The 22,075-nt window shown below is 58.0% G+C and carries 20 protein-coding genes; 5 read left to right on the top strand and 15 right to left on the bottom strand.

The window, feature by feature from the left end:
• Nucleotides 1–241 precede the first annotated feature (241 nt).
• The 3 genes from ACCC84_RS14500 to phoB are packed head-to-tail and all read right to left on the bottom strand — an operon-like array spanning nucleotide 242 to nucleotide 3,224.
• Nucleotides 242–1,177, bottom strand: a complete 936-nt coding sequence (locus ACCC84_RS14500) for a PstS family phosphate ABC transporter substrate-binding protein (RefSeq protein ID WP_004954720.1) — start codon at nucleotides 1,175–1,177, stop codon at nucleotides 242–244.
• Nucleotides 1,178–1,193: 16 nt separating this feature from the next.
• The gene (gene phoR, locus ACCC84_RS14495; RefSeq protein WP_004954723.1) at nucleotides 1,194–2,510 is read right to left on the bottom strand and encodes a phosphate regulon sensor histidine kinase PhoR; all 1,317 of its coding nucleotides are present in this window, start codon (nucleotides 2,508–2,510) and stop codon (nucleotides 1,194–1,196) included.
• 24 nt (nucleotides 2,511–2,534) lie between these two features.
• Nucleotides 2,535–3,224: a phosphate response regulator transcription factor PhoB gene (gene phoB / locus ACCC84_RS14490; RefSeq protein ID WP_004954725.1), complete on the bottom strand. Its 690-nt coding sequence runs from the start codon at nucleotides 3,222–3,224 to the stop codon at nucleotides 2,535–2,537.
• Nucleotides 3,225–3,435: 211 nt separating this feature from the next.
• Between phoB and sbcD the strand changes: the two genes are divergently transcribed.
• From sbcD to licT, 3 genes are all read left to right on the top strand, one after another.
• Nucleotides 3,436–4,662: an exonuclease subunit SbcD gene (sbcD, locus tag ACCC84_RS14485; protein WP_004954729.1), complete on the top strand. Its 1,227-nt coding sequence runs from the start codon at nucleotides 3,436–3,438 to the stop codon at nucleotides 4,660–4,662.
• Entirely contained in the window at nucleotides 4,659–7,916 is a 3,258-nt protein-coding gene (sbcC, locus tag ACCC84_RS14480) for an exonuclease subunit SbcC (RefSeq protein ID WP_198773372.1), read from the top strand. Before sbcD ends, sbcC begins: the two co-directional genes overlap by 4 nt.
• Nucleotides 7,917–8,099: 183 nt before the next feature.
• On the top strand, nucleotides 8,100–8,942 hold the full coding sequence (gene licT / locus ACCC84_RS14475; RefSeq protein ID WP_039991063.1) for a BglG family transcription antiterminator LicT: 843 nt from the start codon (nucleotides 8,100–8,102) through the stop codon (nucleotides 8,940–8,942).
• Between the two features lie 34 nt (nucleotides 8,943–8,976).
• Here the strand turns inward: licT and mak are convergent, their stop codons facing one another.
• Nucleotides 8,977–9,885: a fructokinase gene (gene mak / locus ACCC84_RS14470; protein ID WP_198773373.1), complete on the bottom strand. Its 909-nt coding sequence runs from the start codon at nucleotides 9,883–9,885 to the stop codon at nucleotides 8,977–8,979.
• A gap of 174 nt (nucleotides 9,886–10,059) precedes the next feature.
• On the opposite strand from mak, the gene rdgC reads away from it, so the two are divergent.
• Nucleotides 10,060–10,971: a recombination-associated protein RdgC gene (rdgC, locus tag ACCC84_RS14465; protein WP_004954739.1), complete on the top strand. Its 912-nt coding sequence runs from the start codon at nucleotides 10,060–10,062 to the stop codon at nucleotides 10,969–10,971.
• 64 nt (nucleotides 10,972–11,035) lie between these two features.
• Here the strand turns inward: rdgC and ppnP are convergent, their stop codons facing one another.
• The 7 genes from ppnP to ACCC84_RS14430 form a co-directional block, all read right to left on the bottom strand.
• On the bottom strand, nucleotides 11,036–11,326 hold the full coding sequence (gene ppnP / locus ACCC84_RS14460) for a pyrimidine/purine nucleoside phosphorylase (protein ID WP_004954742.1): 291 nt from the start codon (nucleotides 11,324–11,326) through the stop codon (nucleotides 11,036–11,038).
• A 211-nt stretch (nucleotides 11,327–11,537) separates the two neighbouring features.
• Complete coding sequence (locus ACCC84_RS14455; RefSeq protein WP_371902017.1) at nucleotides 11,538–12,215, bottom strand: AroM family protein; 678 nt, start codon at nucleotides 12,213–12,215, stop codon at nucleotides 11,538–11,540.
• 2 nt (nucleotides 12,216–12,217) lie between these two features.
• Nucleotides 12,218–13,147 (bottom strand): DUF1177 domain-containing protein, encoded by a 930-nt coding sequence (locus ACCC84_RS14450; RefSeq protein WP_004954747.1) that lies wholly within the window; start codon nucleotides 13,145–13,147, stop codon nucleotides 12,218–12,220.
• Nucleotides 13,148–13,183: 36 nt separating this feature from the next.
• Complete coding sequence (locus ACCC84_RS14445) at nucleotides 13,184–14,752, bottom strand: OPT/YSL family transporter (protein ID WP_004954749.1); 1,569 nt, start codon at nucleotides 14,750–14,752, stop codon at nucleotides 13,184–13,186.
• A gap of 216 nt (nucleotides 14,753–14,968) precedes the next feature.
• On the bottom strand, nucleotides 14,969–15,742 hold the full coding sequence (locus ACCC84_RS14440) for an IclR family transcriptional regulator (RefSeq protein WP_004954752.1): 774 nt from the start codon (nucleotides 15,740–15,742) through the stop codon (nucleotides 14,969–14,971).
• 284 nt (nucleotides 15,743–16,026) lie between these two features.
• Complete coding sequence (locus tag ACCC84_RS14435) at nucleotides 16,027–16,221, bottom strand: YaiA family protein (RefSeq protein WP_039991064.1); 195 nt, start codon at nucleotides 16,219–16,221, stop codon at nucleotides 16,027–16,029.
• A 59-nt stretch (nucleotides 16,222–16,280) separates the two neighbouring features.
• Complete coding sequence (locus ACCC84_RS14430) at nucleotides 16,281–16,679, bottom strand: nuclear transport factor 2 family protein (RefSeq protein WP_004954757.1); 399 nt, start codon at nucleotides 16,677–16,679, stop codon at nucleotides 16,281–16,283.
• 102 nt (nucleotides 16,680–16,781) lie between these two features.
• Here ACCC84_RS14430 and ACCC84_RS14425 point away from each other — a divergent pair, with 102 nt between their 5' ends.
• Nucleotides 16,782–17,504: an AraC family transcriptional regulator gene (locus ACCC84_RS14425; protein ID WP_198773377.1), complete on the top strand. Its 723-nt coding sequence runs from the start codon at nucleotides 16,782–16,784 to the stop codon at nucleotides 17,502–17,504.
• A 14-nt stretch (nucleotides 17,505–17,518) separates the two neighbouring features.
• Here ACCC84_RS14425 and aroL read toward each other — a convergent pair whose 3' ends face one another.
• From aroL to ACCC84_RS14405, 4 genes are all read right to left on the bottom strand, one after another.
• Complete coding sequence (gene aroL / locus ACCC84_RS14420; protein ID WP_004954764.1) at nucleotides 17,519–18,043, bottom strand: shikimate kinase AroL; 525 nt, start codon at nucleotides 18,041–18,043, stop codon at nucleotides 17,519–17,521.
• A 119-nt stretch (nucleotides 18,044–18,162) separates the two neighbouring features.
• Nucleotides 18,163–18,678 carry a GNAT family N-acetyltransferase gene (locus ACCC84_RS14415; RefSeq protein ID WP_371902016.1) on the bottom strand — a complete coding sequence of 172 codons (516 nt, stop codon included), beginning with the start codon at nucleotides 18,676–18,678 and terminating at the stop codon, nucleotides 18,163–18,165.
• Nucleotides 18,679–18,764: 86 nt separating this feature from the next.
• On the bottom strand, nucleotides 18,765–20,873 hold the full coding sequence (locus ACCC84_RS14410; RefSeq protein WP_004954771.1) for a TonB-dependent siderophore receptor: 2,109 nt from the start codon (nucleotides 20,871–20,873) through the stop codon (nucleotides 18,765–18,767).
• Nucleotides 20,874–20,907: 34 nt separating this feature from the next.
• Entirely contained in the window at nucleotides 20,908–22,023 is a 1,116-nt protein-coding gene (locus ACCC84_RS14405; RefSeq protein WP_039992408.1) for an ABC transporter substrate-binding protein, read from the bottom strand.
• Nucleotides 22,024–22,075 lie beyond the last annotated feature (52 nt).

Genomic DNA, 22,075 nt, shown 5'->3' with positions numbered 1-22,075 from the left:
GCGCTTACAACCGCTCGCTTTAATGATTTACAGATTGAATTATTACGCCGGGTTACAAACAGACATCCAGACGTCTAAACTTCCGAATTAATCCTGTCACGTACCAAGTAGAACGGCAACGGAAAAATTTTCATCGGCATTGAAGAAAATTCACTTTGATTTGTCGCATCGGAGATTGGCAGAGGAATCGTCGTTTATTGCTGGCCCGCCGCCGTAACGATCGTCGCCGGCGGATCGAGGCTTATTCCAGCCCCAGCAGGCTACGCGTTTTATGCAACGTGGTTGGCGGTAACGGCAGGTAGCCGTCATGGTTCACCAGGTTTTGCCCCTGCTCGGACAATACCCGATCGAGAAACGCGGCGGTGAGCGGTTCCAGCGGCTGGTTAGGTGCTTTATTGATGTAAATATAGAGATAACGGGCCAGCGGATAACTGCCGTTGCGCACGTTGTCTTCGGTCGGCGCAATGTAATCCTCGCCGCGGGTGGCCAAAGGCAGCAAACGCACGCCACTGGCACGGAAACCAATACTGGCATACCCCACGCTGTTAAGCGATCCGGCCACCGCCTGCACCACCGATGCGGAGCCGGGCAATTCATTCACCCGCGCCATAAAATCGCCGCCGCACAGGGCGCGCAGCTTGAAGTAACCGTAAGTGCCGGACGCAGAGTTGCGACCAAAGCGCTGCATGCTGCGCTGTGCCCAATCACCGCTCAGGCCAAGCTGACCCCAGCGTTGCAACGGCTGAGCTTCACCACAGCGACGGGTAGCGGAGAAAATCTGATCGAGTTGGCGCAGGTTAAGGCCGCGTAGCGGGTTGTCCTGATGCACCAAGACCACCAGCGCATCCACCGCTACCGGCACCGCCAGTGGCGCGTAGCCGTAACGATGTTCGAAGGCTGCCAGCTCGGCTGCCTTCATCGGCCGACTCATCGGCCCCAGTTGCGCGGCCCCGGCAGCCAACGCCGTCGGCGCGGTCGAAGACCCGGCCGCCTGTATCTGCAGATTAACGTTGGGATAGTGTTGACTGAAATCCTGCCCCCACAGCGCCATCAGATTGGCCAGCGTATCTGAGCCGACGCTGGACAGGTTGCCCGCCAGCATGCCGCCCGGCTGCGCCGACACGCCCTGGCTAAACAGTAGCGCCAGGCAGAGCCACACTCCTCGGGACAATCGCATCACTTCGCCTCACGCGTTAATGTTTCAGCGCATTCTCTGACAAAGCCGCAGGAACAATCAACCGGTTAGGCAAGGTAAAAATGAAACGTGTGCCGAGACCCGGTTCACTGAGCACTTCCAGCCGCGCATCGTGGTGACCCAGCGCGTGTTTGACGATCGCCAGCCCCAACCCGCTGCCGCCGGTCTGGCGGGAACGCGCCTTGTCGACGCGATAGAAACGTTCGGTCAGCCGCGGGATGTGCTCGGCGGCAATCCCCGGCCCGTTATCGCTGACCTGGAACTGCGCGCCATGCGGCGTCTGTTGCCAGCTGACTTCGATATGGGTGCCGGTCGGCGTGTGATTTACCGCGTTGTACACCAGGTTGGATACCGCGCTACGCAGTTGATCCTCGTTGCCAAACACCTTCAATCCGTCATTCACCCGGAAGGTAATCTGGTGATTACCTCCGCTCAGCGACTGGGCCTCGCGCTGCAACACCCGCAGCATCAACGGCACGTCGACCTTTTCGTTCATATCAACGATCGGCGCCGCCTCGATGCGCGAAAGCGTCAGCAACTGTTTCACCAGCCCGTCCATGCGCCGGGTCTGCTCCTGCATGGTACTCAGCGCCTTGCTGCGCAGCGAGCCGTCCATTTCCTGGTCGCTCATCATTTCCAGATAGCCTTGCAGCACGGTTAACGGCGTGCGCAATTCGTGGCTGACGTTGGCAAAGAAGTTGCGTCGGGCGCCTTCGAGCTGACGCATCTGGGTAACATCGCGGGCAACCATTAACAGCTGCCCTTCCGAATAGGGCATGACGCGAAACTCAACGTAATGTTCATTATTGAGTTGCAGCGTCAGCGGGCGCGAGAATTCCTGCTGTTGCAAATAGCTGCTGAATTCAGGATAACGCAGCAGGTTGAGAATATGCTGGCCATTGTCTTCCGGCCAGCGGAAGCCCAGCAAATGCTGAGCCAGTCCGTTGCACCAGAAGATATTCCCCTCTTCGGTGGTCATGACTACCGCGTCGGGCAACGACTCGGCACCGCTGCGAAAACGCTTGATCAGCAAGGCCAGTTCACGCCGACGCCGACGGTTGCGTTGCTGCATCTGGTAAAGGCCATAGAACAGCGGCTCCCAGCTCCAACGTCCGGGCGGCGGCGTCATGCTGCGATCCACCCATAGCCAGTGCGAAAGCTTGAGCTGGTTATAGAAGTTCCACATCAGCGCGGCCAGTACCGCCGTCAGCAGCCACCAGGACAGATACCCGAAAATCAGGCCCAGCAACAGCGCGGGCAAACAGAAAAGGGCCAGCTCCAAAGCCAGCCTCTTCCAGGAAAGGCGTTCTAGCACGTTATGTTCTCCAGCACGGCGCGTTTAATAGCGCGTTGAGAACCGGTAACCGGTGCCCCGAACGGTTTGAACCATCTTGTCATGACCACTGGTCTCCAGCGCCTTTCGCAGCCGGCGGATATGCACGTCAACGGTACGATCTTCCACATAAACGTTAGTGCCCCAGACGTGATTAAGCAACTGCTCGCGGCTATAAACACGCTCTGGATGGGTCATAAAGAAATGCAGCAGCTTGAACTCGGTGGGCCCCATATCCAGAGCCAGTTCGTTGGCCATCACCCGGTGTGAAGAAGGATCCAGGCTCAGGCCCTGCATTTCGATCACCTCTTCTACCGCCATCGGCGATATGCGACGCATGACCGCCTTGATACGCGCCACCAGCTCCTTGGGGGAAAACGGTTTGGTAATGTAGTCATCAGCCCCCACTTCCAGGCCGCGCACCCGATCTTCTTCTTCGCCGCGCGCGGTCAGCATCATTACCGGAATGTCACGGGTCAGCGCTTCGCGCTTCATATGCTTGATAAATTGAATGCCGGAGCCGCCAGGCAGCATCCAGTCGAGTAACACCAAATCAGGGAACGGCTCAGACAGGCGCGTCACGGCGCTGTCATAATCCTCGGCTTCCAACGGTTGGTAACCATTCTGTTCCAACACAAAGCACACCATCTCACGGATCGGCGCTTCATCTTCCACCACCAGTATGCGTCTTGCCATCGTCAATCCTGCCAATGTGTTAGCGATCACAATTTGATTGCGGGCGCCATTATGCGTCAGTTTTGTGACAGATTTATGAAATAAACCGCGTTGCAAAAGTCACTTTATGAATGCCATTAAGCATAGCGACAAATTCGAGCGTGCAGAAAAACCCTTTTTTGTTTCCCTGCCCTTATAATCATCGCAACATTTTTTACGCTACGGTAGAAACATGCGCCTGATACACACCTCCGACTGGCATCTTGGCCAACACTTCTTCACCAAAAGCCGCGCCGCCGAACATCAGGCATTTTTGCGCTGGCTGATTGAACAGATCGACCAACAGCAGGTAGACGCGCTGATCGTTGCCGGCGACCTGTTCGATACCGGTTCACCGCCGAGCTACGCGCGCGAGCTGTATAACCGTTTCGTGGTGGAACTGCAGCGCACCGGCTGCCAATTGGTGGTGCTGGGTGGCAATCATGATTCCGTGGCGACGCTGAACGAATCGCGTGAATTATTATCCTGCTTGAATACCACCGTGATCGCCAATGCACAGAGCGAACTCGACCGGCAGATCGTGATACTGAATCAACGTGACGGCCGACCCGGCGCGGTGCTGTGCGCGATTCCCTTTTTACGCCCACGCGATCTGCTGCTCAGCCGGGCCGGTGAATCCGGCAGCCAGAAACAGGCGGCGTTGCAAGAAGCGATTGCCGAGCATTATCAAACGCTGTATCAGGCCGCCTGTACGCGCCGTGATGCGCTCGGTGGCGCATTGCCGATCGTCGCCACCGGCCACCTGACTACCGTTGGCGTGACCAGCTCCGATTCGGTGCGCGATATTTATATCGGCACGCTCGACGCCTTTCCGGCGCAGGCCTTCCCACCTGCGGATTATATCGCACTTGGCCATATTCACCGCGCGCAAATGGTGGCGAAGAGCGAACACATCCGCTACAGCGGTTCGCCTATCCCGCTCAGTTTCGACGAGTTGGGTAACGCCAAAAGCGTGTTTATGGTAGATTTTGCCGACGGCGCGTTGCGTAAAATTACGCCGCTGGAAATCCCCTGCGTTCAGCCGATGCAGTTGATCAAGGGAGATTTACCGCAAATAGAGCGCCAGTTGCAGCAGTTCGCCGATTATCATGGCGAGTTGCCGGTATGGCTGGATATCGAGGTAGCAACACAGGATTACCTGAGCGACATCCAGCGGCGCATCCAACATCTGACGGATGAACTGCCGGTAGAGGTGGTGCTGCTGCGACGCAGCAAAGAACAGCGCCGTCAGGTGATTGACCGCCAGGACAAAGAGACGCTGAACGAACTGAGCGTCAACGAGGTCTTTGAGCGACGGTTAGCGCTGGAAACCGAGTTGGCCGCCCCCCGCCGCGAGCGAATGCGTGAAATGTTCCGCCAATCGGTGGACGCGGTGCAGCAACAGGAGCCTTCGGCATGAAAATCTTGAGCCTACGGCTAAAAAACCTCAACTCGCTGCAGGGTGAATGGAAAATAGATTTCAGCAGCGAACCCTTTGCCAGCAATGGCCTGTTCGCCATTACCGGCCCGACCGGTGCTGGGAAAACCACCCTGCTCGACGCGGTGTGCCTGGCGCTGTATCACCAAACACCGCGACTGCAGGTTTCCCCCAGCCAAAACGAACTGATGACGCGCCACACCGCCGAATCGCTGGCCGAAGTGGAATTCGAAGTGAAGGGCATCGGCTATCGCGCTTTTTGGAGCCAGCGACGGGCCAAAAACGATCCGAACGGCAACCTGCAGGCACCCAAAGTGGAGCTGGCACTGCTGGCCGACGGCAAGATCGTCGCCGACAAGGTGCGCGACAAGCTGGAGCTGATTGCCGCCATCACCGGATTGGATTTTGGCCGTTTTACCAAGTCAATGATGCTGTCGCAAGGGCAGTTTGCCGCATTTCTCAACGCCGATGCCAACGATCGCGCCGAACTGCTGGAGGAACTGACCGGCACCGAGATTTACGGCCAGCTGTCAGAACGGGTATTTGAACAGCATAAACAGGCACGGCTGGATCTCGATGCCCTGCAACAACGCGCCAGCGGCATAGCACTGCTGGACGATGAACAACGCCAACAGCTGGAAACCCAGCTCAACGCATTACGCAGCGAAGAAGCCGCGCTGAACCAACAGGCGCTGCAGGTTCAACAGGCGCTGAACTGGCTGCAACAGTGGCAGCAGGCGCAGAACAAACAGCAGGAATATCAGCAACGGCTGAGCGAGGTGCAGCAACAACAGCGCCAGGCTGAACCACAGCTGCAAGCGCTGGCGCGCAGCGAACCGGCAGAGAAACTGCGACCGCTGTTCAACGAACACCAGCGCTGTCACAGCGAGCATCAGACGCTGCAACAACAGATTGCCCAACTCGAGCAACAACGGCAGCAGCACAACGCCACCTTGGCGCCATTGCAGCAGGCGCTGGAGCAAGCGCGAGCCGAGCAACAAAAACAGACGTTACTGCGCCAGCAGCAACAGCAACTGATCGATGAGCAGGTGGTGCCGCTCGATCACCAGATTGCTCAACTAGAAAAAAATCGCCACGAACTGCGCCAAACGCTCGACGATGCCGAACGGCAGTGCGCGCAGCAGCAACGCACGCTGGCAACGATCAACGCCGAACGCAGCCAGTTGGCGGCGCAGGCGGAACAGCATCAAGGCACATCGGTTAGTCTGAACCAGGCGCTGGCAGCGCAGCAGCAACGGCAACAGGCGCTGGAGGCGCAAACACCGCTGGCAACGCTGCGTCAGCGCTTAAGCCAGCTCGGCGAACTGCGGCCGACGCGCCAACAGCTCTATAGCCTCTCGACGCTGAGCCAACAGATTAGCCAACGGCTGCAACAACAGCGACAGGAGTTCAACGACGGTCAGCAGCAACTGAGCCAGTTGGAGCCACAGCTGGAGCAGGCCCGTCTACTCTATCAACAGCAAAAATCGCTTGAGCAGGAAGTGGAAAAAACGCTGCGGCTGGAGCAGCAGATCGTCAGTCTGGAAGCCGAGCGCCGTCGTCTGCAACCCGGCGAGCCCTGTCCGCTGTGTGGCTCGACCAAACATCCGTCGATCGGCCATTATGAAACGCTGCAACCGTCGGAAACCGCCCAACGGCTGGACGGCATCAAGACGCAGACCGAGGTCATTTATAAGCAGGGCGTTGAGCTGCGTGCTCGCCATGACAGCCTCAGGCAACAGCTACAGCGCCAACAGCAAGCCATCACCCTGGATGAACAGCAGTTGGCGGCGCATCAGCAGCGCTGGCAGCAATTGACCGCCACGCTGGCGTTCAGTTTCGGTTTGCAGGATAGCCAACGTCTGCACGACTGGCTGGAACAATGTGAAAACCAAGAGCGTGAAGGCGGCCAACTGCTGACCCAGCATGAACAGGCGGCGTTGGCGGTACAGCAGGCCAAGGACGCGTTGGTCACGCTGCAAACGCAACAGCAACAGGCCGAGCAGCAGAGCGCTTTGCTCAACGAACGTTGCAACCTGCTGGAAAAAAACCTCGCTGAAACACAACGCCAGCAACAACGGTTGCAACAGCAATGGCAGCAGGCGCAGGAGCAACACGCGACGCTGCGTGCGCAACGGCTGACGCTGTTCGGCGAGCAGCAGGTCGCGCAGGTGCGCGAAAACCTGCGGGTACGGCAAGCCGCCGACGAGCAGAGCAGCAGCCAGGCCAGCGAGCGCTTGCAGCAGGCACAGGAACAACGCGATCGCCTGACCGGCCAGTTGGCCGGGTTGCAGCAGCAGCTGGCGCAGTTGGCCGAACGCCTGCAACATGCGCAGACGCGCTGGCAACAGGCATTGGCCGCCAGCGAATTCAGCGATGTAACGGCCTTTAGTGCCGCCTTGCTGGACGAGGCCGAACGCCAACGCCTGCAACAGCACAAGGAGCACTTGCAGCAACGCCGCGTCGAGGCTGACGCGCTGCTGGCACAGGCGATACTAACGCTGGAACAGCATCAACAGCAGCAGCCGAACGCGCTTGCCGACCCGCGGAGCGACGGCGAAGCGCTCGCCGCTCAGCATCAGGCATTACTGCAACAACTGAAGACGTTGCAGTTCCGCCAGGGCGAGCTGCGCCATCAGTTGGCAAGCGATGCCCAACGCCGCAACGACCAGCAGGCACTACTGGCGCAGATCGCCCAAAGCCAGCAACAGTACGATGACTGGAGCCTGCTCAATCAGTTGATTGGGTCAAAAGAAGGCGACAAGTTCCGCAAGTTTGCGCAAGGGCTAACGCTCGATCATCTGGTGTATCTGGCCAATAATCAGCTTGGCCGGCTGCATGGCCGCTACCTGCTGCAACGCAAAACCAGCGACGCGCTGGAATTGCTGGTGGTGGATACCTGGCAGGCCGACGCGTTGCGCGATACTCGCACCCTGTCCGGCGGCGAAAGCTTCCTGGTCAGCCTGGCGCTGGCGCTGGCGTTGTCCGATCTGGTCAGCCATAAAACCAGCATCGATTCTCTGTTCCTGGACGAAGGTTTCGGCACGCTGGACGCAGAAACGCTGGATACCGCGCTGGATGCACTCGACAGCCTGAACGCCTCCGGCAAAACCATCGGCGTGATCAGCCACGTCGAGGCGATGAAAGAACGTATTCCAGTGCAGATCAAGGTAAAGAAAGTCAACGGGCTGGGAGTAAGCCGCCTCGAGGCGCAATACCAGGTGGAACATCCCTGACAGGCCGGATGGAAATGTGATCGCGGCGGCAGTCCACGCGGAAATACGTTGAGCCGCCAGTAAGAACGTTTATCATGACTGGCAGTAGGATTGTTACTGCGCATGCAGGCAAAACCTGACCTCCAGGATGCTCTTGGACGTCAGGTTTTTTGTTTTTTAACGGTCTGTAACGGCGGAAAATGCATGAAAATAGAGAAAATACTCAATAACAACGTCGTTATTACGCTCGACGATCGCCAACAAGAAACGGTGGTGATGGGGCGAGGGATCGGCTTTAAAAAGAACATCGGCGACAGGCTGGATGAAAGCCTGATCGAAAAAGTGTTCACCCCCAACGGCAGCGCGATGACCGAACGTTACCAGGCGCTGTTGGCTGAAATTCCGCTGACCTGCATCACGACTGCCGACAAGATCATCAGCCTGGCCCGCCAGCGCCTGCCGGGCAAACTGCACAACATCGTTTATATCACGCTGACCGATCACATTCATTTCGCGCTGCAACGCCATGCGCAGGGGCTGGACATTCGCAACGTCCTGCTGTGGGAAATCAAAAAACTCTACCCTGCCGAGTTTGCCGTCGGGCTAGAGGCGCTGGCGCTGATCGCGCAAAGGTTAAACGCCGAGCTACCAGAGGACGAAGCCGGCTTTATCGCCCTACATCTGGTGAATGCGCAGCTTAACGACGAAATGAAAAACACCTTGCATATCACCCGCGTAATGCAGGAAATACTGAATATCGTCAAATACCATTTCCGCTTTGATTACAATGAGGATGCGCTCAGTTACCACCGGTTTGTGACGCATTTGAAATTCTTCGCTCAACGCCTGCTCGGCAGCAACTACGTCGACAGCGAGGACGACTCGCTGTATCAGCTGGTCAAAGCCAAATACCGCGAGTCATTTGCCTGTGCCGGGAAAATCAATCAGCATATTGCAGCCAATTATCAGCATCAGTTGACCGGTGAAGAGATGATGTTTCTGACCATTCATATTGAACGGGTACGCAGCGAAATCAGCGGCACATAACCGGCAAAGGGCTGGCCCTTCCCCCAACGCCCGATTACCGTTGCGGCCACAGCCAGGCTGCGCCGCGCACGCCGCTGGAATCGCCATGCATCGCCTTGCGGATCGGCGTTTCACATTCGCCGCCGAATACCCAGGGTTTTACCAACTGCGGTACGGTTTGATACAGCCGTTCCACGTTGCTCATGCCGCCCCCCAGGACGATAGCGTCCGGGTCGAACAGGTTGATCGCCTGTGCCAGCGACTTGGCCAGACGCATTTCATAGCGGGCGATCGCCCGTTCCGCCAACGCATCCTGCTGCTCGGCCAGCGCCATGATTTGCTGCCCCGTCAGCGACTGCCCACTCAGACGCGCATAGTCGGTGGCGAAGCCGGTTCCCGATATAAAGGTTTCGATGCAGCCCTGCTTACCGCAATAACACGGCACTTCAGCGCGATAGCGCAGTTCATCATCATCCAGCCACGGCAGCGGGTTATGCCCCCACTCGCCGGAAATACCGTTACCGCCAGCATGCACCTGGCCGTTAATCGCCACGCCAGCCCCGCAGCCGGTACCGACAATCACCGCAAACACCACTTTCTGGCCGGCGCCGGCGCCGTCGGTGGCCTCGGAAACCGCCAGACAGTTGGCGTCATTGGCCAGCCTGACGTCACGCTGCAACATCGCAGACAGATCTTTATCCAATCGCGTACCGTTGAGCCAGGTCGAGTTGGAGTTTTTCACCAGCCCGGTAAACGGCGACAGCGTTCCGGGAATGCCAACGCCCACCGAACCCTGTTCGCCGGTGTGGTCTTCGGCCATTTTGACCAGCCCGGTTATCGCCCGCAGCGTTTGCTGATAATCATCTCGCGGCGTGGCGATACGGTGACGAAACAGCTCGCGCCCGTCGTTCGCCAAAGCAATCACTTCAACTTTTGTTCCACCCAAATCGATACCAATCCGCACGATTTTCTCCTCAATGCGCTGCTGACATTTATCGTATTGCGCCGAGTGTGCCGCAATAGCTGCGCGCACGCAAATCAGAGGAATGAGGCGATTTTTCAGCGTCAATTGGGTATCATGCCGCCCTGCTTTTGATGAATCAGCGTGCGGAAAGCACGCCCAGCCAGGGATAACTTTATGCTGTGGTTTAAGAATTTGATGGTTTACCGTTTAAGCCGCGAGGTTGCGCTAAACGCGGATGAAATGGAAAAACAGCTTGGCGCGTTTTCCTTTACGCCGTGCGGCAGCCAGGATATGGCAAAAACCGGCTGGGTCTCCCCAATGGGCTCACACAGTGATGCATTGACGCATGCGATCAACGGCCAGATCGTGATCTGTGCCCGCAAGGAAGAAAAAATTCTGCCTTCGCCGGTTATCAAGCAGGAATTGCAGGCAAAAATCGACAAACTGGAAGGCGAACAGCACCGCAAGCTGAAGAAAACAGAAAAAGACGCGCTGAAGGACGAAGTGCTGCACAGCCTGTTGCCGCGCGCATTCAGCCGCTTCAATCAGACCTATATGTGGATCGATACCGTCAACGGTCTGATCATGGTTGATGCCGCCAGCGCCAAACGCGCCGAAGATACTCTGGCGCTGCTGCGCAAGAGCCTGGGTTCTCTGCCGGTGGTACCGCTGACCATGGAAAGTCCGATTGAGCTGACGCTGACCGAGTGGGTGCGCTCTGGTGAACTGCCAGCCGGGTTTATCATTCAGGATGAAGCCGAGTTAAAAGCCATTCTGGAAGACGGCGGAGTGATCCGTTGCAAGAAGCAGAACCTGATCAGCGATGAAATCGCGGTGCATATCGAAGCCGGTAAACTGGTCACCAAGCTGGCCGTGGACTGGCAAGAGCGTATTCAGTTGGTGATTGCTGACGACGGTTCGCTAAAACGCCTGAAGTTCGCCGACGCGCTGCGTGAGCAGAACGACGATATCGATCGCGATGACTTCGCTCAACGCTTCGACGCCGATTTTATTTTGATGACCAGCGAGCTGGCGGCGTTGATTCAGAACACCATTGAAGCACTGGGCGGTGAAGCGCAGCGTTAATCCGACCTGAAGGAACGGCACTCAGGGGCTCTGCATCGCGAGCCCCTTGCCATTGATTGCGGGTTTATTTACTCAAGTAACGGCACAGATAGGCCGTCGCGTCGGCAACCTGCACGTTGAACTCACTGTGCCCCGGCACAAAAAACTTCTCGCCAGGCATAAACACCTGCCAGTCCGGCGCCCCCGGCAACAGCACCTTCAGCGCACCGGTAATCACCGTCATTTCTTCCGGCTGGGCGGTGCCAAAGGTATATTCCCCTTCTTCCATCACTCCGACGCTGGTACGACCGATGCTGCTACTGTCGAAACCGATTGATTTTACTTTTCCGGCAAAATACTCATTCACATTCAGCATAGACTTGCACCCGCGTAATTATCTTTGTGGAACAACCATATTGGGGCATCGCGCCTATGCTGTCACTGGTTTTCAACGTGAAATGCGATCGCTGCGCAGAGGAAAATGCTGTGATTGGCAAACCGCTCGACAAAGCCTGTGGCCCGAGATGAAAAAACGGGGCCTGACGGCCCCGGACGGATGATAGAATGCGATTTTATTATTTTTTGAATCAGTCAATTAGCTCTGCCGCCAGCTTGGCGACCAGTACGTTGGACAGCAATACCGGAATATCCAGCCGGGCCTGCAGAAAGTCCCGGTGCCGCTGGTGATAGCCAATACAATCCAGCACCACCACCTCGGCCCCCTGCTGCTGCAAGGCGTTGGCCGCCTGTTCCAGCCGCGCCTCGTCGGCCAGATAGGGGCTGGCAACGGCAAAGCACGGCGGCGTCGCCAACTGCTGCCATTTTCCGGCCTGTTCGTTGATTTGCTCCGCCACCGGAACCACAATGCCCACCCGATGTTGGCTGACAATCGCGGCGATCAGCGGGGGGATGATGCGATCCGGCTCCAGCAATAGCGCCTGTTCGGCCTGCAAATGGCCAAACTCGCCGGTGCACAGCAGCAGGATCACCTCACACCCCCGTTGTTCCAGCTCGCGGATCTTCTGCTGCAGCCCCTGCTCCACACGCGCTGCTGCCAGTGTGACCTGTGAACCGTCCAGCAAGCGCGTCACCAGCCGTTTCTCTCCCGGCAGCGGAGCATAACGCGCCGCCACCTGATCCGCAGTCAGGCCATCCAACAGCCCAATGTGCGTCGTCGAGGATTCGGGCAGGTAGGCAGAAAGCAGCGGCATGATGTCACTGCGCGGCGCCTGGCCGATAGTCAGGGTGGCAAACGAAGCGCTCATGATTATTTCCTTGTTTGCAGGTGGCTCAGGCTACCGTACAGCGACAGTAGCCGGGCATATTCATCGACGTCATAAAAACGGCAGGTTCCGCGGCCAAATTCCTTCGCCACCTCCACCGCAAACTTGACGGTCAACGCAATGTCCACTTCATGGCTGGCGCCGGTACCGCAGCCAGGCACCACCGATTCGCTGCAAATCGCCACGCCGACCACCGGCGCGCCAGTGGCGGTCGACGGTTGCAGAATGCTGTTGAGATGGTGTACGCCGTTGCCGTATGGCGTAATGTCCTGCGTGGTGATCGGGAAGGTCACCGCCGGGCGACCGCTGGTCATTTCCATAATACGCAGCAGATCTTCCGCAACCCGCAGGATATAGCCCTCTTTCACCGTTGGCGACAACGCGTAGCCTTTGTGATTGATAATACGGTTGCCTTTGGTGGTATCGATCGACAGGATCGCATCGGCTTGCGCCACCACTTCATTGTCGTTCATCGTGACGTCATCGATCGGCGAATCCATAAAATCCACCGGATCGTGCGGCCGGGTCGGTGCATTCGGACAAATATGGGTGGTAACCACCACGTCGCCCGCCAGCACATCGCCCTTGCGCTGCATCTCGGCCAGCTTCAACGCGCTGCTGATGGCGGCAATCGCGCCGTCGCCGTCGGAAACCAGCCCAATGCGCGTCGGCCGGGCGCCAATGCCCCCCAAACGCCCGACAATACCCAGGGTTGGCGCATCGCCTCCCTGGCTCTTGCCGGCGCTGCCGGGGATGTCGATACGTACGAAGTCGGTCGAGCCTTTCGGCCCGCTGGCGCGCCGGGTGGTAGCCGTAACGCCGGGATAGCCGGCAAACAGATCGACCACGTCCTGGCCGCTGACGAAAGCATTATCAATTAATTCAAAAACCTGTAGGGTTTGTTGCAAGCTCATAATGTCAACCTTTCACCTAGTGATGTAACGGGCGAGTTATTTACCCTTGCTGGAAAACAGCGAGTTAAAGAAGCTGTACAGGGCGTCGCCGGCAATAAAACCGGCGGCCATGATTTCCATCGGCGTACGGCCTTTGTCTCCCCAGCGCTTGATAATCAGGATGCGCAGCGCGATCCCGACGATCACCGCCCAGCCGGCCAATGCGTTGTTGATCAGCAAGCCGGTGGCCAACAGTACGCCAAGCTGGCGCTTCGGCCCGCCGATCCACTGTACGATGGCGCCCGGAATCGCCCATACCAGCAGGCTCCAGGCGATCCCTGGCTGGGCACCGGCCTCGATGGTTTTGGCATACACCCGCGCCACCGGCGGCACCAGATCCTGCAAGAAATAGCTGCTGTAGGAGAAGTACACCACCGGAATGGCCACCACAAAGGCAATCAACGCCGCGCCCAATTGAATACGCCGCCCCAACAGCTCCTGCTGCAGGTCTTTGCCATGCCCGCGCAGGATAAAACCGGCCTTGAGATCGAAGCCCATATCCGCAAACGCCGGCCCGGTTGCGGCGGTGAAGCCGGTCAGAATACACAGCGCCAACGGCGGGAAACCGATCAAAATGCCGATAATCAGGGTTATCAGCGCCACGGCAAACGCCGGGAACCAGCCGGAGTGCATCGCCGCAATGCCGACAATCAATTCATGTACAAAGGCGGCAAAGGCGGCATAAATCACAAACAGCACCAGCAGGGTCAGTGACATTTCGCTGTACAATCCACCCGCCAGCGCCAGCAGCGCGGCGATCGCCACGTAGCCCACCGCGCCGAGGCCCAGCGCCTTGCGCACCTCGCTATCCGGCTGCGTGTGGCTGGAGCCGGCGTCGAGACGCTTGTTGCGAATCACCTGGATCACCTGGATCAACGCCACCAGCCCGGCGCCTACCATCACGCCGTGCGGAATATACAGCGCATTGATATCAACGCCGGCCACCGGTTCGGCATAGGCGCGCAGCAATAGACCCACACCGAACATGCTTAGCGCCCAGATATTGCCGATAAACGCGGTGCCAAACGCCGCCATCGGGATCTTCAGCATCGAGCCGGCAATGCCGATCGCTACGCCGACCACCAGCAACCAAGCCTGTTTGCCGCCCCGGTCACCGGCCTTGATGGCTTCCGCCGCCGCCACGCCCGGCGGCCAGGCATTGGCGGCCGGGAACACTTTGGTATCGAACAGGCGGTATAACAGATAGGCGTCCAGCAGCATCGCGGCCGCCACGCCGCAGAACATTGGCAGAATCAGCTGCGGTTGCCCCATGACATAGGGCACGGCAATCGGCATCAGCAAGCTGTTAGCCGCGCCGAAAGTGGCGGAAGAGATCACCGTCTGTGCCAGATTCTGCGTATGCACCGAACGATAGCGCTGGAAGAATTGCAACGGAAGACGCGCCAGCAGCATGGCCAGCAGCGCGCCGATAATCGAGGTATTCGGCGTCACGCCGAGCGTGGTAATAAGCTGCACGCCGATAATTGCGCCAATCACCGACAGCGCCACCATCACCAACAGCGTGCCGATATCCCGCAACGGATTGATTGTGGTATTTGGCTTCATTACGTCATTTCCCCTGAATAACCCTGCAACAGCGAAAAGAGATATTTATGGCAATAAGGCACCGTCGCAGTTCCAATATATGGAACTGCGAGCGATTTAATTCCGTTATTACCGGCCCAACAAATATACGTATTATTTTAATCATTAAATCGTTGGCAAATTCCCTGGTATTGGCGCCAATGATTTAGGGTAACGGAAAAAGGCCTACTCGACGCGCTATGGGATCTGACGCCAATAATCATCACCGAGCTTTTCTGCCAATTGCCGTGAAACGGTCATTAATTCTAATAATACCTCGGCGGCGAATGGCTGTTCGACGCTCTGGGTCGGGAAAGACAAACACAGCCCGACGGTTTCGCTGCGATGCTTGTTGGTCACCGTGGTCGCCAGCGAGCTAATGCCCTGCAAGGTTTCATTACGCGCCAACGACCAGCCTTGCTGGCGGATCTGCGCTAATTTTTGCAGCAGTGCCGCCAGCGTTTGTGGCGCATTGGGCGACGCCACCCGATAGCCGGCGGCAAAGCGCTCGGCCACCTGAGCGTCGTCTTCACGCGCCAGCAGCGCCCGGCCAACCGAGGTTTCCGCCGCCGGCGAGCGGCTGCCGACCGGCGTCACCACCTGCAAAAAGTGCCGCCCGGGAAATACGCGCATCACGACGATTTCGCTGCCGTCCAGCATCGAAATATAGCCGGTACAGCTGGTCAAGCCACTGAGCTGCACCATACCAGCCGCAGCGTTGTCGACCATCGGCGTCGACAGGTAATGACTGCTTACCGTCAGTAACAGCCGGCCGATTTTATACATGCGGTTTTGCGCATCACGCTCAAGCATCCCCTGGTTTTCCATGGTTTGCAGCAGCCGAGAAACGGTACTTTTTGGTAATGCCAGCTGTTGGACGACGTCGCTGAAAGAAATGCCCGGCTGGCCATGCGTCATGTGCTGTCGAGAAAACAGTTTTAGTACCGCTGCGGCATTTTCTAACGTCGTCATTGCGCTTCCTGTTCCACTATATGGAACCTGGTTCCTGTTCGATAATTAGAAAACTAAAACTCGCACAGTTTATCGTCAAGCAGTTTGTTATTTTCCGCGCAGTTGATTTATAGCGAATGATGCTGCTGAAAATAAAATTCATCAAAGATCGCGCAAATATTGCGACTGGATAGCTGGGGATATGCGCTGATAAGCGATATAAGCAGAGGATCGTACTGATTTATTGCGTTAGCCAAGCAATAAAATGAACCGGCAAATGCCGGTTCTGCAAAACAGCAGGCGACTTATTCGCCTAATGCTTTATCCTCGTAACGCCGTTTGGCATCTTTGGCTTCCTGTTCCGTCTCATGCTCACTGATCAGCGTATCGGGCTTTGGAAAATCCGCACGCAATTCATACCAGCGAACCTGACTGCCCTGCTCGCCCTTGTCGATCGCAACGATACGAGCTTGTCTCGGATAGGGAGGTTTCTGTGGCATATCGCTCTCCTGTGTGATTAACCTGTCGTTAAGTATAGACAATCACCGCGTTGCGTCAGTCAGTGGCGCCCCCCCAAGTCGCGATCGGCGCTATCGCCCGACAGCAAATGTGTCAGCTCGTCGCAGCGCACGATGCGTCCGGCACGGAGCGTAAAATGGGCCAACACCTGCACCTCGCAGCGGCGGCCATCGCATTTCTCCACCACCACCCGGTGGTGGGTCAGCACCGTTTCGCCCTGTTCCGCCAGCGCCAACACGTTTAGCCGCATACTGCGCGTCTGCTGCTTCAGCAACGCCATATGCTGCACGAACTGCGCATAATCCAAGGTATGGCCATCCACCTGCTGCTGGTAGTCCTGGCTGAAAAAGTCGGCAATAACCGCAGGGTGATGTTCCGGGCTGGCAACCACCTGCTGCAAAGCGCGAACCACGATTTCTGAAGGGGTAGAGGTATTCATGGCATACTCCGTTAGACTGGGTTAAGCCACCGATCATACCCCCGACGGCGGCTGGCATAATAACCACAGCAGGACCAAATATAACGTTAAACGGCCAAAAAAATGCAATTACACAGCGAACGTTTACTGCATCCCAAGCAACACCTGACGCCGTGGCATCAGCATCCGCACGGGCAAATTTACCTGCTGACCCAAGGTATGATGGCGATGGAAACCGAACGTCAGCAATGGGCGATGACCAGCGGCAGCATCGGCTGGCTGCCACCACAGTGCCGACATCAGGCGCAAGCCTGCGGCAACGTGGCGGGCTGGAGTCTTTACCTACCGCTGGCGCTGTGCGGCAAATTGCCACCACGGCCACAGCTGATACAGGCCAGTACGCTGGTACAGGCGCTGGTGGAGCGCATCGCCGGTTTCCCGGTCGCTACGCTGACCGGCGCACAGCGGCGCATGTTGCAGGTACTGTTCGATGAAATGCAGGGGGAGCAGCAGCAAGCGCTGCAACTGCCGTTACCGCAGGATGCCCGGCTGCTGAAAATCGCCCGGGCGCTGCTTGACGATCCGGCCAATGCGCGCCGACAGGATGAATGGGCCAGTTGGGCCGGACTGAGCGTGCGTAACCTGAGTCGTCTGTTTGTCACGCAGACCGGCATTGGCTTTGCCCGCTGGCGACAGCAGGCGCGGGTGATTCGTTCGCTGGAAGCCCTGTCGCGCGGCGAACCGATCGCTGCGGTGGCCGCCGATGTCGGCTATGACAATGTCAGCGCCTATATCGCGGCGTTTCGCCAACGCTTTGGCGTGACGCCGGGCATGTACTTTCGTTGAGACACCCAGCGCGGTTACTTAACCGTTTCCCGTTGCAGTACGCCGAGAATTTGCGCTACCACCTGTTGCGGATCGCCAGTACCGTCGAGCACGTGATGTGCCGCATCCTGGTAAAGCGCTTCACGCGCCGCCAGCACCTCCAACATTTCTTCGGCAATCGGCCGACCGGTCAAAGTCGGTCGCTGGGTATCGTCGGGGGATCCCTCCAGCCGCTGTGCCAATACCCTGGCCGGGGAGCGCAGATAGATCACCGTGCCATGCTGCTGCATAAAGCGGCGGTTCTCCTCCGCCAGGATCGCACCGCCACCGGTGGCAACAATGGTTGACGGCTGAGTAACATCCTGCAGCGCGATGGTTTCACGGCGGCGAAAGCCCAGCCAACCCTCCTGCTCGACCATTTCCGCCACGCTCATCTGCGCAGCCTGTTGCATAAACAGATCGGTATCGATAAAGCCAAAGCCCAGCGCCTGCGCCAGTGCCCGCCCAACGGTGGTTTTACCGGCTCCACGAGCGCCTACCATGAAAATGGTTTGTGTCATTATGGGTGTCCCTTGTCCGGTGACGTTGATTGTATCTGTTACGCGCGCAGGCTATGGCGCGTCATGTTCACGAAGGCGTTGTTGCTGCATCATACCGCCAACGTCATGTATTTCAATCTTTACGATAGTGTAAATTTCATGGCACAACGGCTGCCCAGCGGCAAACCGTGCTCGGCTTCACCCGCCATCTGACTGCGCAATGCCTCGGATAGCTCATGCGTCGCCAGGATCTCGAAACCTAGCGAACGGTAATACGGCGCGTTCCACGGCACGGTGCGGAACGTGGTCAGCGTCAGCTGGGTCACCCCGGCCAGCCGCGCCTGGTCGATCAGATGGGTCAGCAACTGACGTCCTATCCCGCGCCGCTGATGTGCCGCGGCCACCGACAACTCGGCGATATGCCAGTTGGCGTCATGCGGCTGGACGGCGACAAATCCCACGATCTGCGCACCGTCTTGCGCCAACCATTGATGCTGGCGAGCAATAAACTCGGCGTGTCGCTCCGCCGGCATGCCTTCGGCGTCGGCAATAAATGCCCACTGCGGCAATTGGCGAAACAGCGTGGCCGCCGAGCGTTCAACGGCGATCAGTTGCGCGATATCTGACGACTGCGCGAGTCGGATGTTCAGGCTCATGGTGGCTCCTTTAACGCTGCGGCCGGCTATTTAACCAGATTTATCCCGCGGCAGAAACCGGCCGCCGCAGCGGCCAGTGGCCGGGGTTAAAAGTCGACGCTGGCGCGCAGTACCACTTCGCGTGGCTCCCCCACGGCGATGCGCAGGTCGCCACCGCTGGAAGGATAATAGGTTTTATCGAACAGGTTCTTGACGTTGAGTTGCCATTTCACCCGATAACCGTTCACCGGCATGGTATAGGCGGCAAACGCATCAGCCACCGTGTAATGATCCAGATAGAAGCTGTTGGCAGCATCGCCTGGCCGACGGCCAACGTAGCGCGCGCCAGCGCCGATACGCATCTGATCGCCGCTGTACAACCCCGGAGAGCCCAGGTTCTGCGTCAGGAACAGTGAGGCGGTATGGCGTGCCACATTGGTCATTTCCTTGCCTTTGTTGTCCGGATCGTCCACCACCCGCGCATCGGTATAGGCATATGAACCGATCACGCTGAGGTTTTCGCTGATATTGCCGGCTACGTCCAGCTCCACGCCCTGCGAGCGCACGCGCCCGGCGGTGCGGGTAACGGTTTCACCGTCCACCAGTTGGCTGACCATCACGTTGCGTTTGGTGATGTCGAACAGCGCCAGCGTTCCGGTAATGCCATTGGGTAACTCGACCTTGCTGCCCACTTCCCAGGCTTTGCCCTGCTCCGGCGGCAAAGAGCCAATCTGCGTAGCGATAGAGGAGTTGGGTTTGAACGACTCGGTGTAGCTGCCGTATAGCGATAGGTACGGCGTCACTTTGTAGACCACGCCGCCGCGCGGTACCAGCTTGCTGTCCGAACTGTCGGTATTGGTAACAAACGGCCGCCCTTTGCCGGCGAAGACGTCGAAGCTGTCGTAACGCAGTCCGCCCATCACCAACCATTTGTCGGTCAGTTGGATGGAATCCTGCATGAACCAGCCGTAACTGGTGATATTCTCGCGTTGATCGCTGTCCTTGGCGCTGACGGCGGTGGACGCCGGCATTTGGCCATAAACCGGATTATAAATATTGAAATCGCTGTTCTTGCTGCCGCGAATCATATCGCCACGGTAGGTGCGACTGTCTTCAAAATCAAAGCCGAACAGCAGTTGATGGTTGACATGGCCCCAGTCAACGTCGCCGTTCAGGGTCAATTGCAGCGCATTGGCATGGCTGACCGCATCGGCGGTAGCGTCGGCCTGACGCGTCAACGCGCCGGTTTCCGGGTTCAGCGCGGTGGCGCGCGCCTGATTATCGCTGTAGCTGTTGCGGTTATAGGCATACGTGAAGGCGCTTTTCCAGCGCTCGTTCAGCACCTGCTCGATTTGCAGGGTGACGCTGTCCTGATCGCCGCGCGTGGCGTTGTAGCTTTCATCAAAGCGACGATCACGCGGGGTGTTTACCGGTTTACCGGTGCGCGAATCGATAATGGTGCCCCGATCGAACGGCGTCAGGTATTCCATATGCTCATACGCCAACCGCACGGTGGTGTTTTCGCCGTACCACATCAACGATGGCGCAATCACCGTCTGGCGATTGCGGCCAAAGTTGCGCCAGTAGTCCGTTTCGTCGTGATCGACAATCATCCGGTAGGCAAAGCCGGAGGTGCCGAGCGGCCCGGTCACGTCCAGTTGCCCGCCGCCGCCATTGAAGCTGCTGCCCCAGCCCTCAACGTGAGTATGTTGCTGCAACTGCGGCTTTTTGCCGATCATGTTGATCATCCCGCCGGGTTCGCCCATGCCGTACAGCATCGACGCCGGCCCCTTGAGCACTTCGACCCGTTCGGTGGTCGGCGTGAAGTTGCGTGCCTGGATCGATCGCACACCGTCGCGCAAGATCGAGCCGTCGCGGTTATCGCCGAAGCCGCGCTTCATCACCGCGTCCTGGGTGCCGCCCAGCGTGTTGGTCTGGGTAATGCCGCTGACGTTGTACAACGCCTCATCCAGACTGCCGACCGCCTGATCGACCAGCACCTGCTTTGGCACCACGTCCACCGCCTGCGGCACGTTGAGCAGGCTGGTTTCGCTGCGGGTGCCAGTCACGCTGGTCAGCGGTTGATAGCTTTCAACGCCGTTAACCGAACGGGTACCGACCACCACGATATTTTCCTGCTTGTCGGCGGTGGTTTCGGCCGCACGGGCAACGCTGACGCCAGCCGCTAGCGGTAGCACGCAGGCGCTCCACATCATTCGCTTCGTATTAATACGGCGAATGTATTTGTTATTATTCACGAGTTAACTGACTCCAATAGGTCCCTGAAAATGGTATTGGCAAGAATTGCTGATACAGCTGTTGGAAGGTCTGTTGCGGGTTGATGTCGGCAAACAGATCCGGATAAAACGCTTTGGCGAGCATTTCAACCGCCACCACATGGTAGGGGCTGAGATAGAAATTGTGCCAGAGGCTCCAGGCATGCAGGTTTTTTACCGCGCCGAGCTGGGCCAGCAGCGGCTGTTGATCGATCAGCCGGCGAAAACTGTCATCGGCCTGCCGCTGAGTCATCTGCGGCCCAAGCAGCAGGTCGGAATAGCGTTTGCCCTGCGCCCCAGCCATACCGGTGGCGATATAGACGTCAGGGTTGGCGGTCAGCGCGGTTTCCGGGTTCAGTTCGCCATAAACCCCCTTGATGCTGGCGTTGGCAATATTGTCGCCGCCGGCAAAGGTGACCAAATCCCCCAGGTTGCCATGAGCGGCCGTCGTGCAGCAGGTTTCACGCCGGCCAAGGTGCAGGTGCAACATCACTTTGGGTTTCGTGCCGGAATAAGCCGCCAGCCGGTCGCGCACCACCGCCATATGCTGTTGATAAAAGGCGATGAAATCCGCGGCGCGCCGTTGTCGATTCAGCACTTCACCCAGCAGACGCACGCTTGGCACCGTGTTGTGCAACAGGTCGATACGCAAATCGATATAAATGACCGGGATCCCCGCCTTGCTTAACGCATTGACCAGCGACTGCCGATCGCCGTCTTCACGGGCATAGCGCGCCAGAATCACCAGATCCGGCCGTAGCGGGATCAGGTTTTCGGCATTTATCTGACGGAAATTGCCCGCGCCGATGACCGGTATGGTCTTGATTTGCGGAAAGGCCTGACTGTAAATCTGCCAGCTTTGCGCATCATAGCGCGCCAGATCCTGCGGCCAGCCGACGATGCGCTGCGCCGGATTACCTGGCTCCAGCAGCGCCAGCGTATACAGCATACGGCTCTCCCCCAGCACGATGCGCTGCGGGTTGTCCGGCACCGTCACCGTGCGGCCAAGCATGTCGGTGACCGTCTTCGCCTGCAGCGAAAACACGACGAAAAACAGAGAAAGTACCAGCAAAGCGGGGAATTTACGCATGGGGGGCAACAAAACGGCAAAAGGTTTGCGCATGATAATCACTCTCATTATC

The organism is Serratia odorifera, assembly GCF_041448735.1.
In the GTDB taxonomy this organism is placed as follows: Bacteria; Pseudomonadota; Gammaproteobacteria; order Enterobacterales; family Enterobacteriaceae; genus Serratia_F; species Serratia_F odorifera.
Note: the sequence above shows the minus strand (reverse complement) of the source record. Positions and strands in the feature narration are given on the sequence as shown.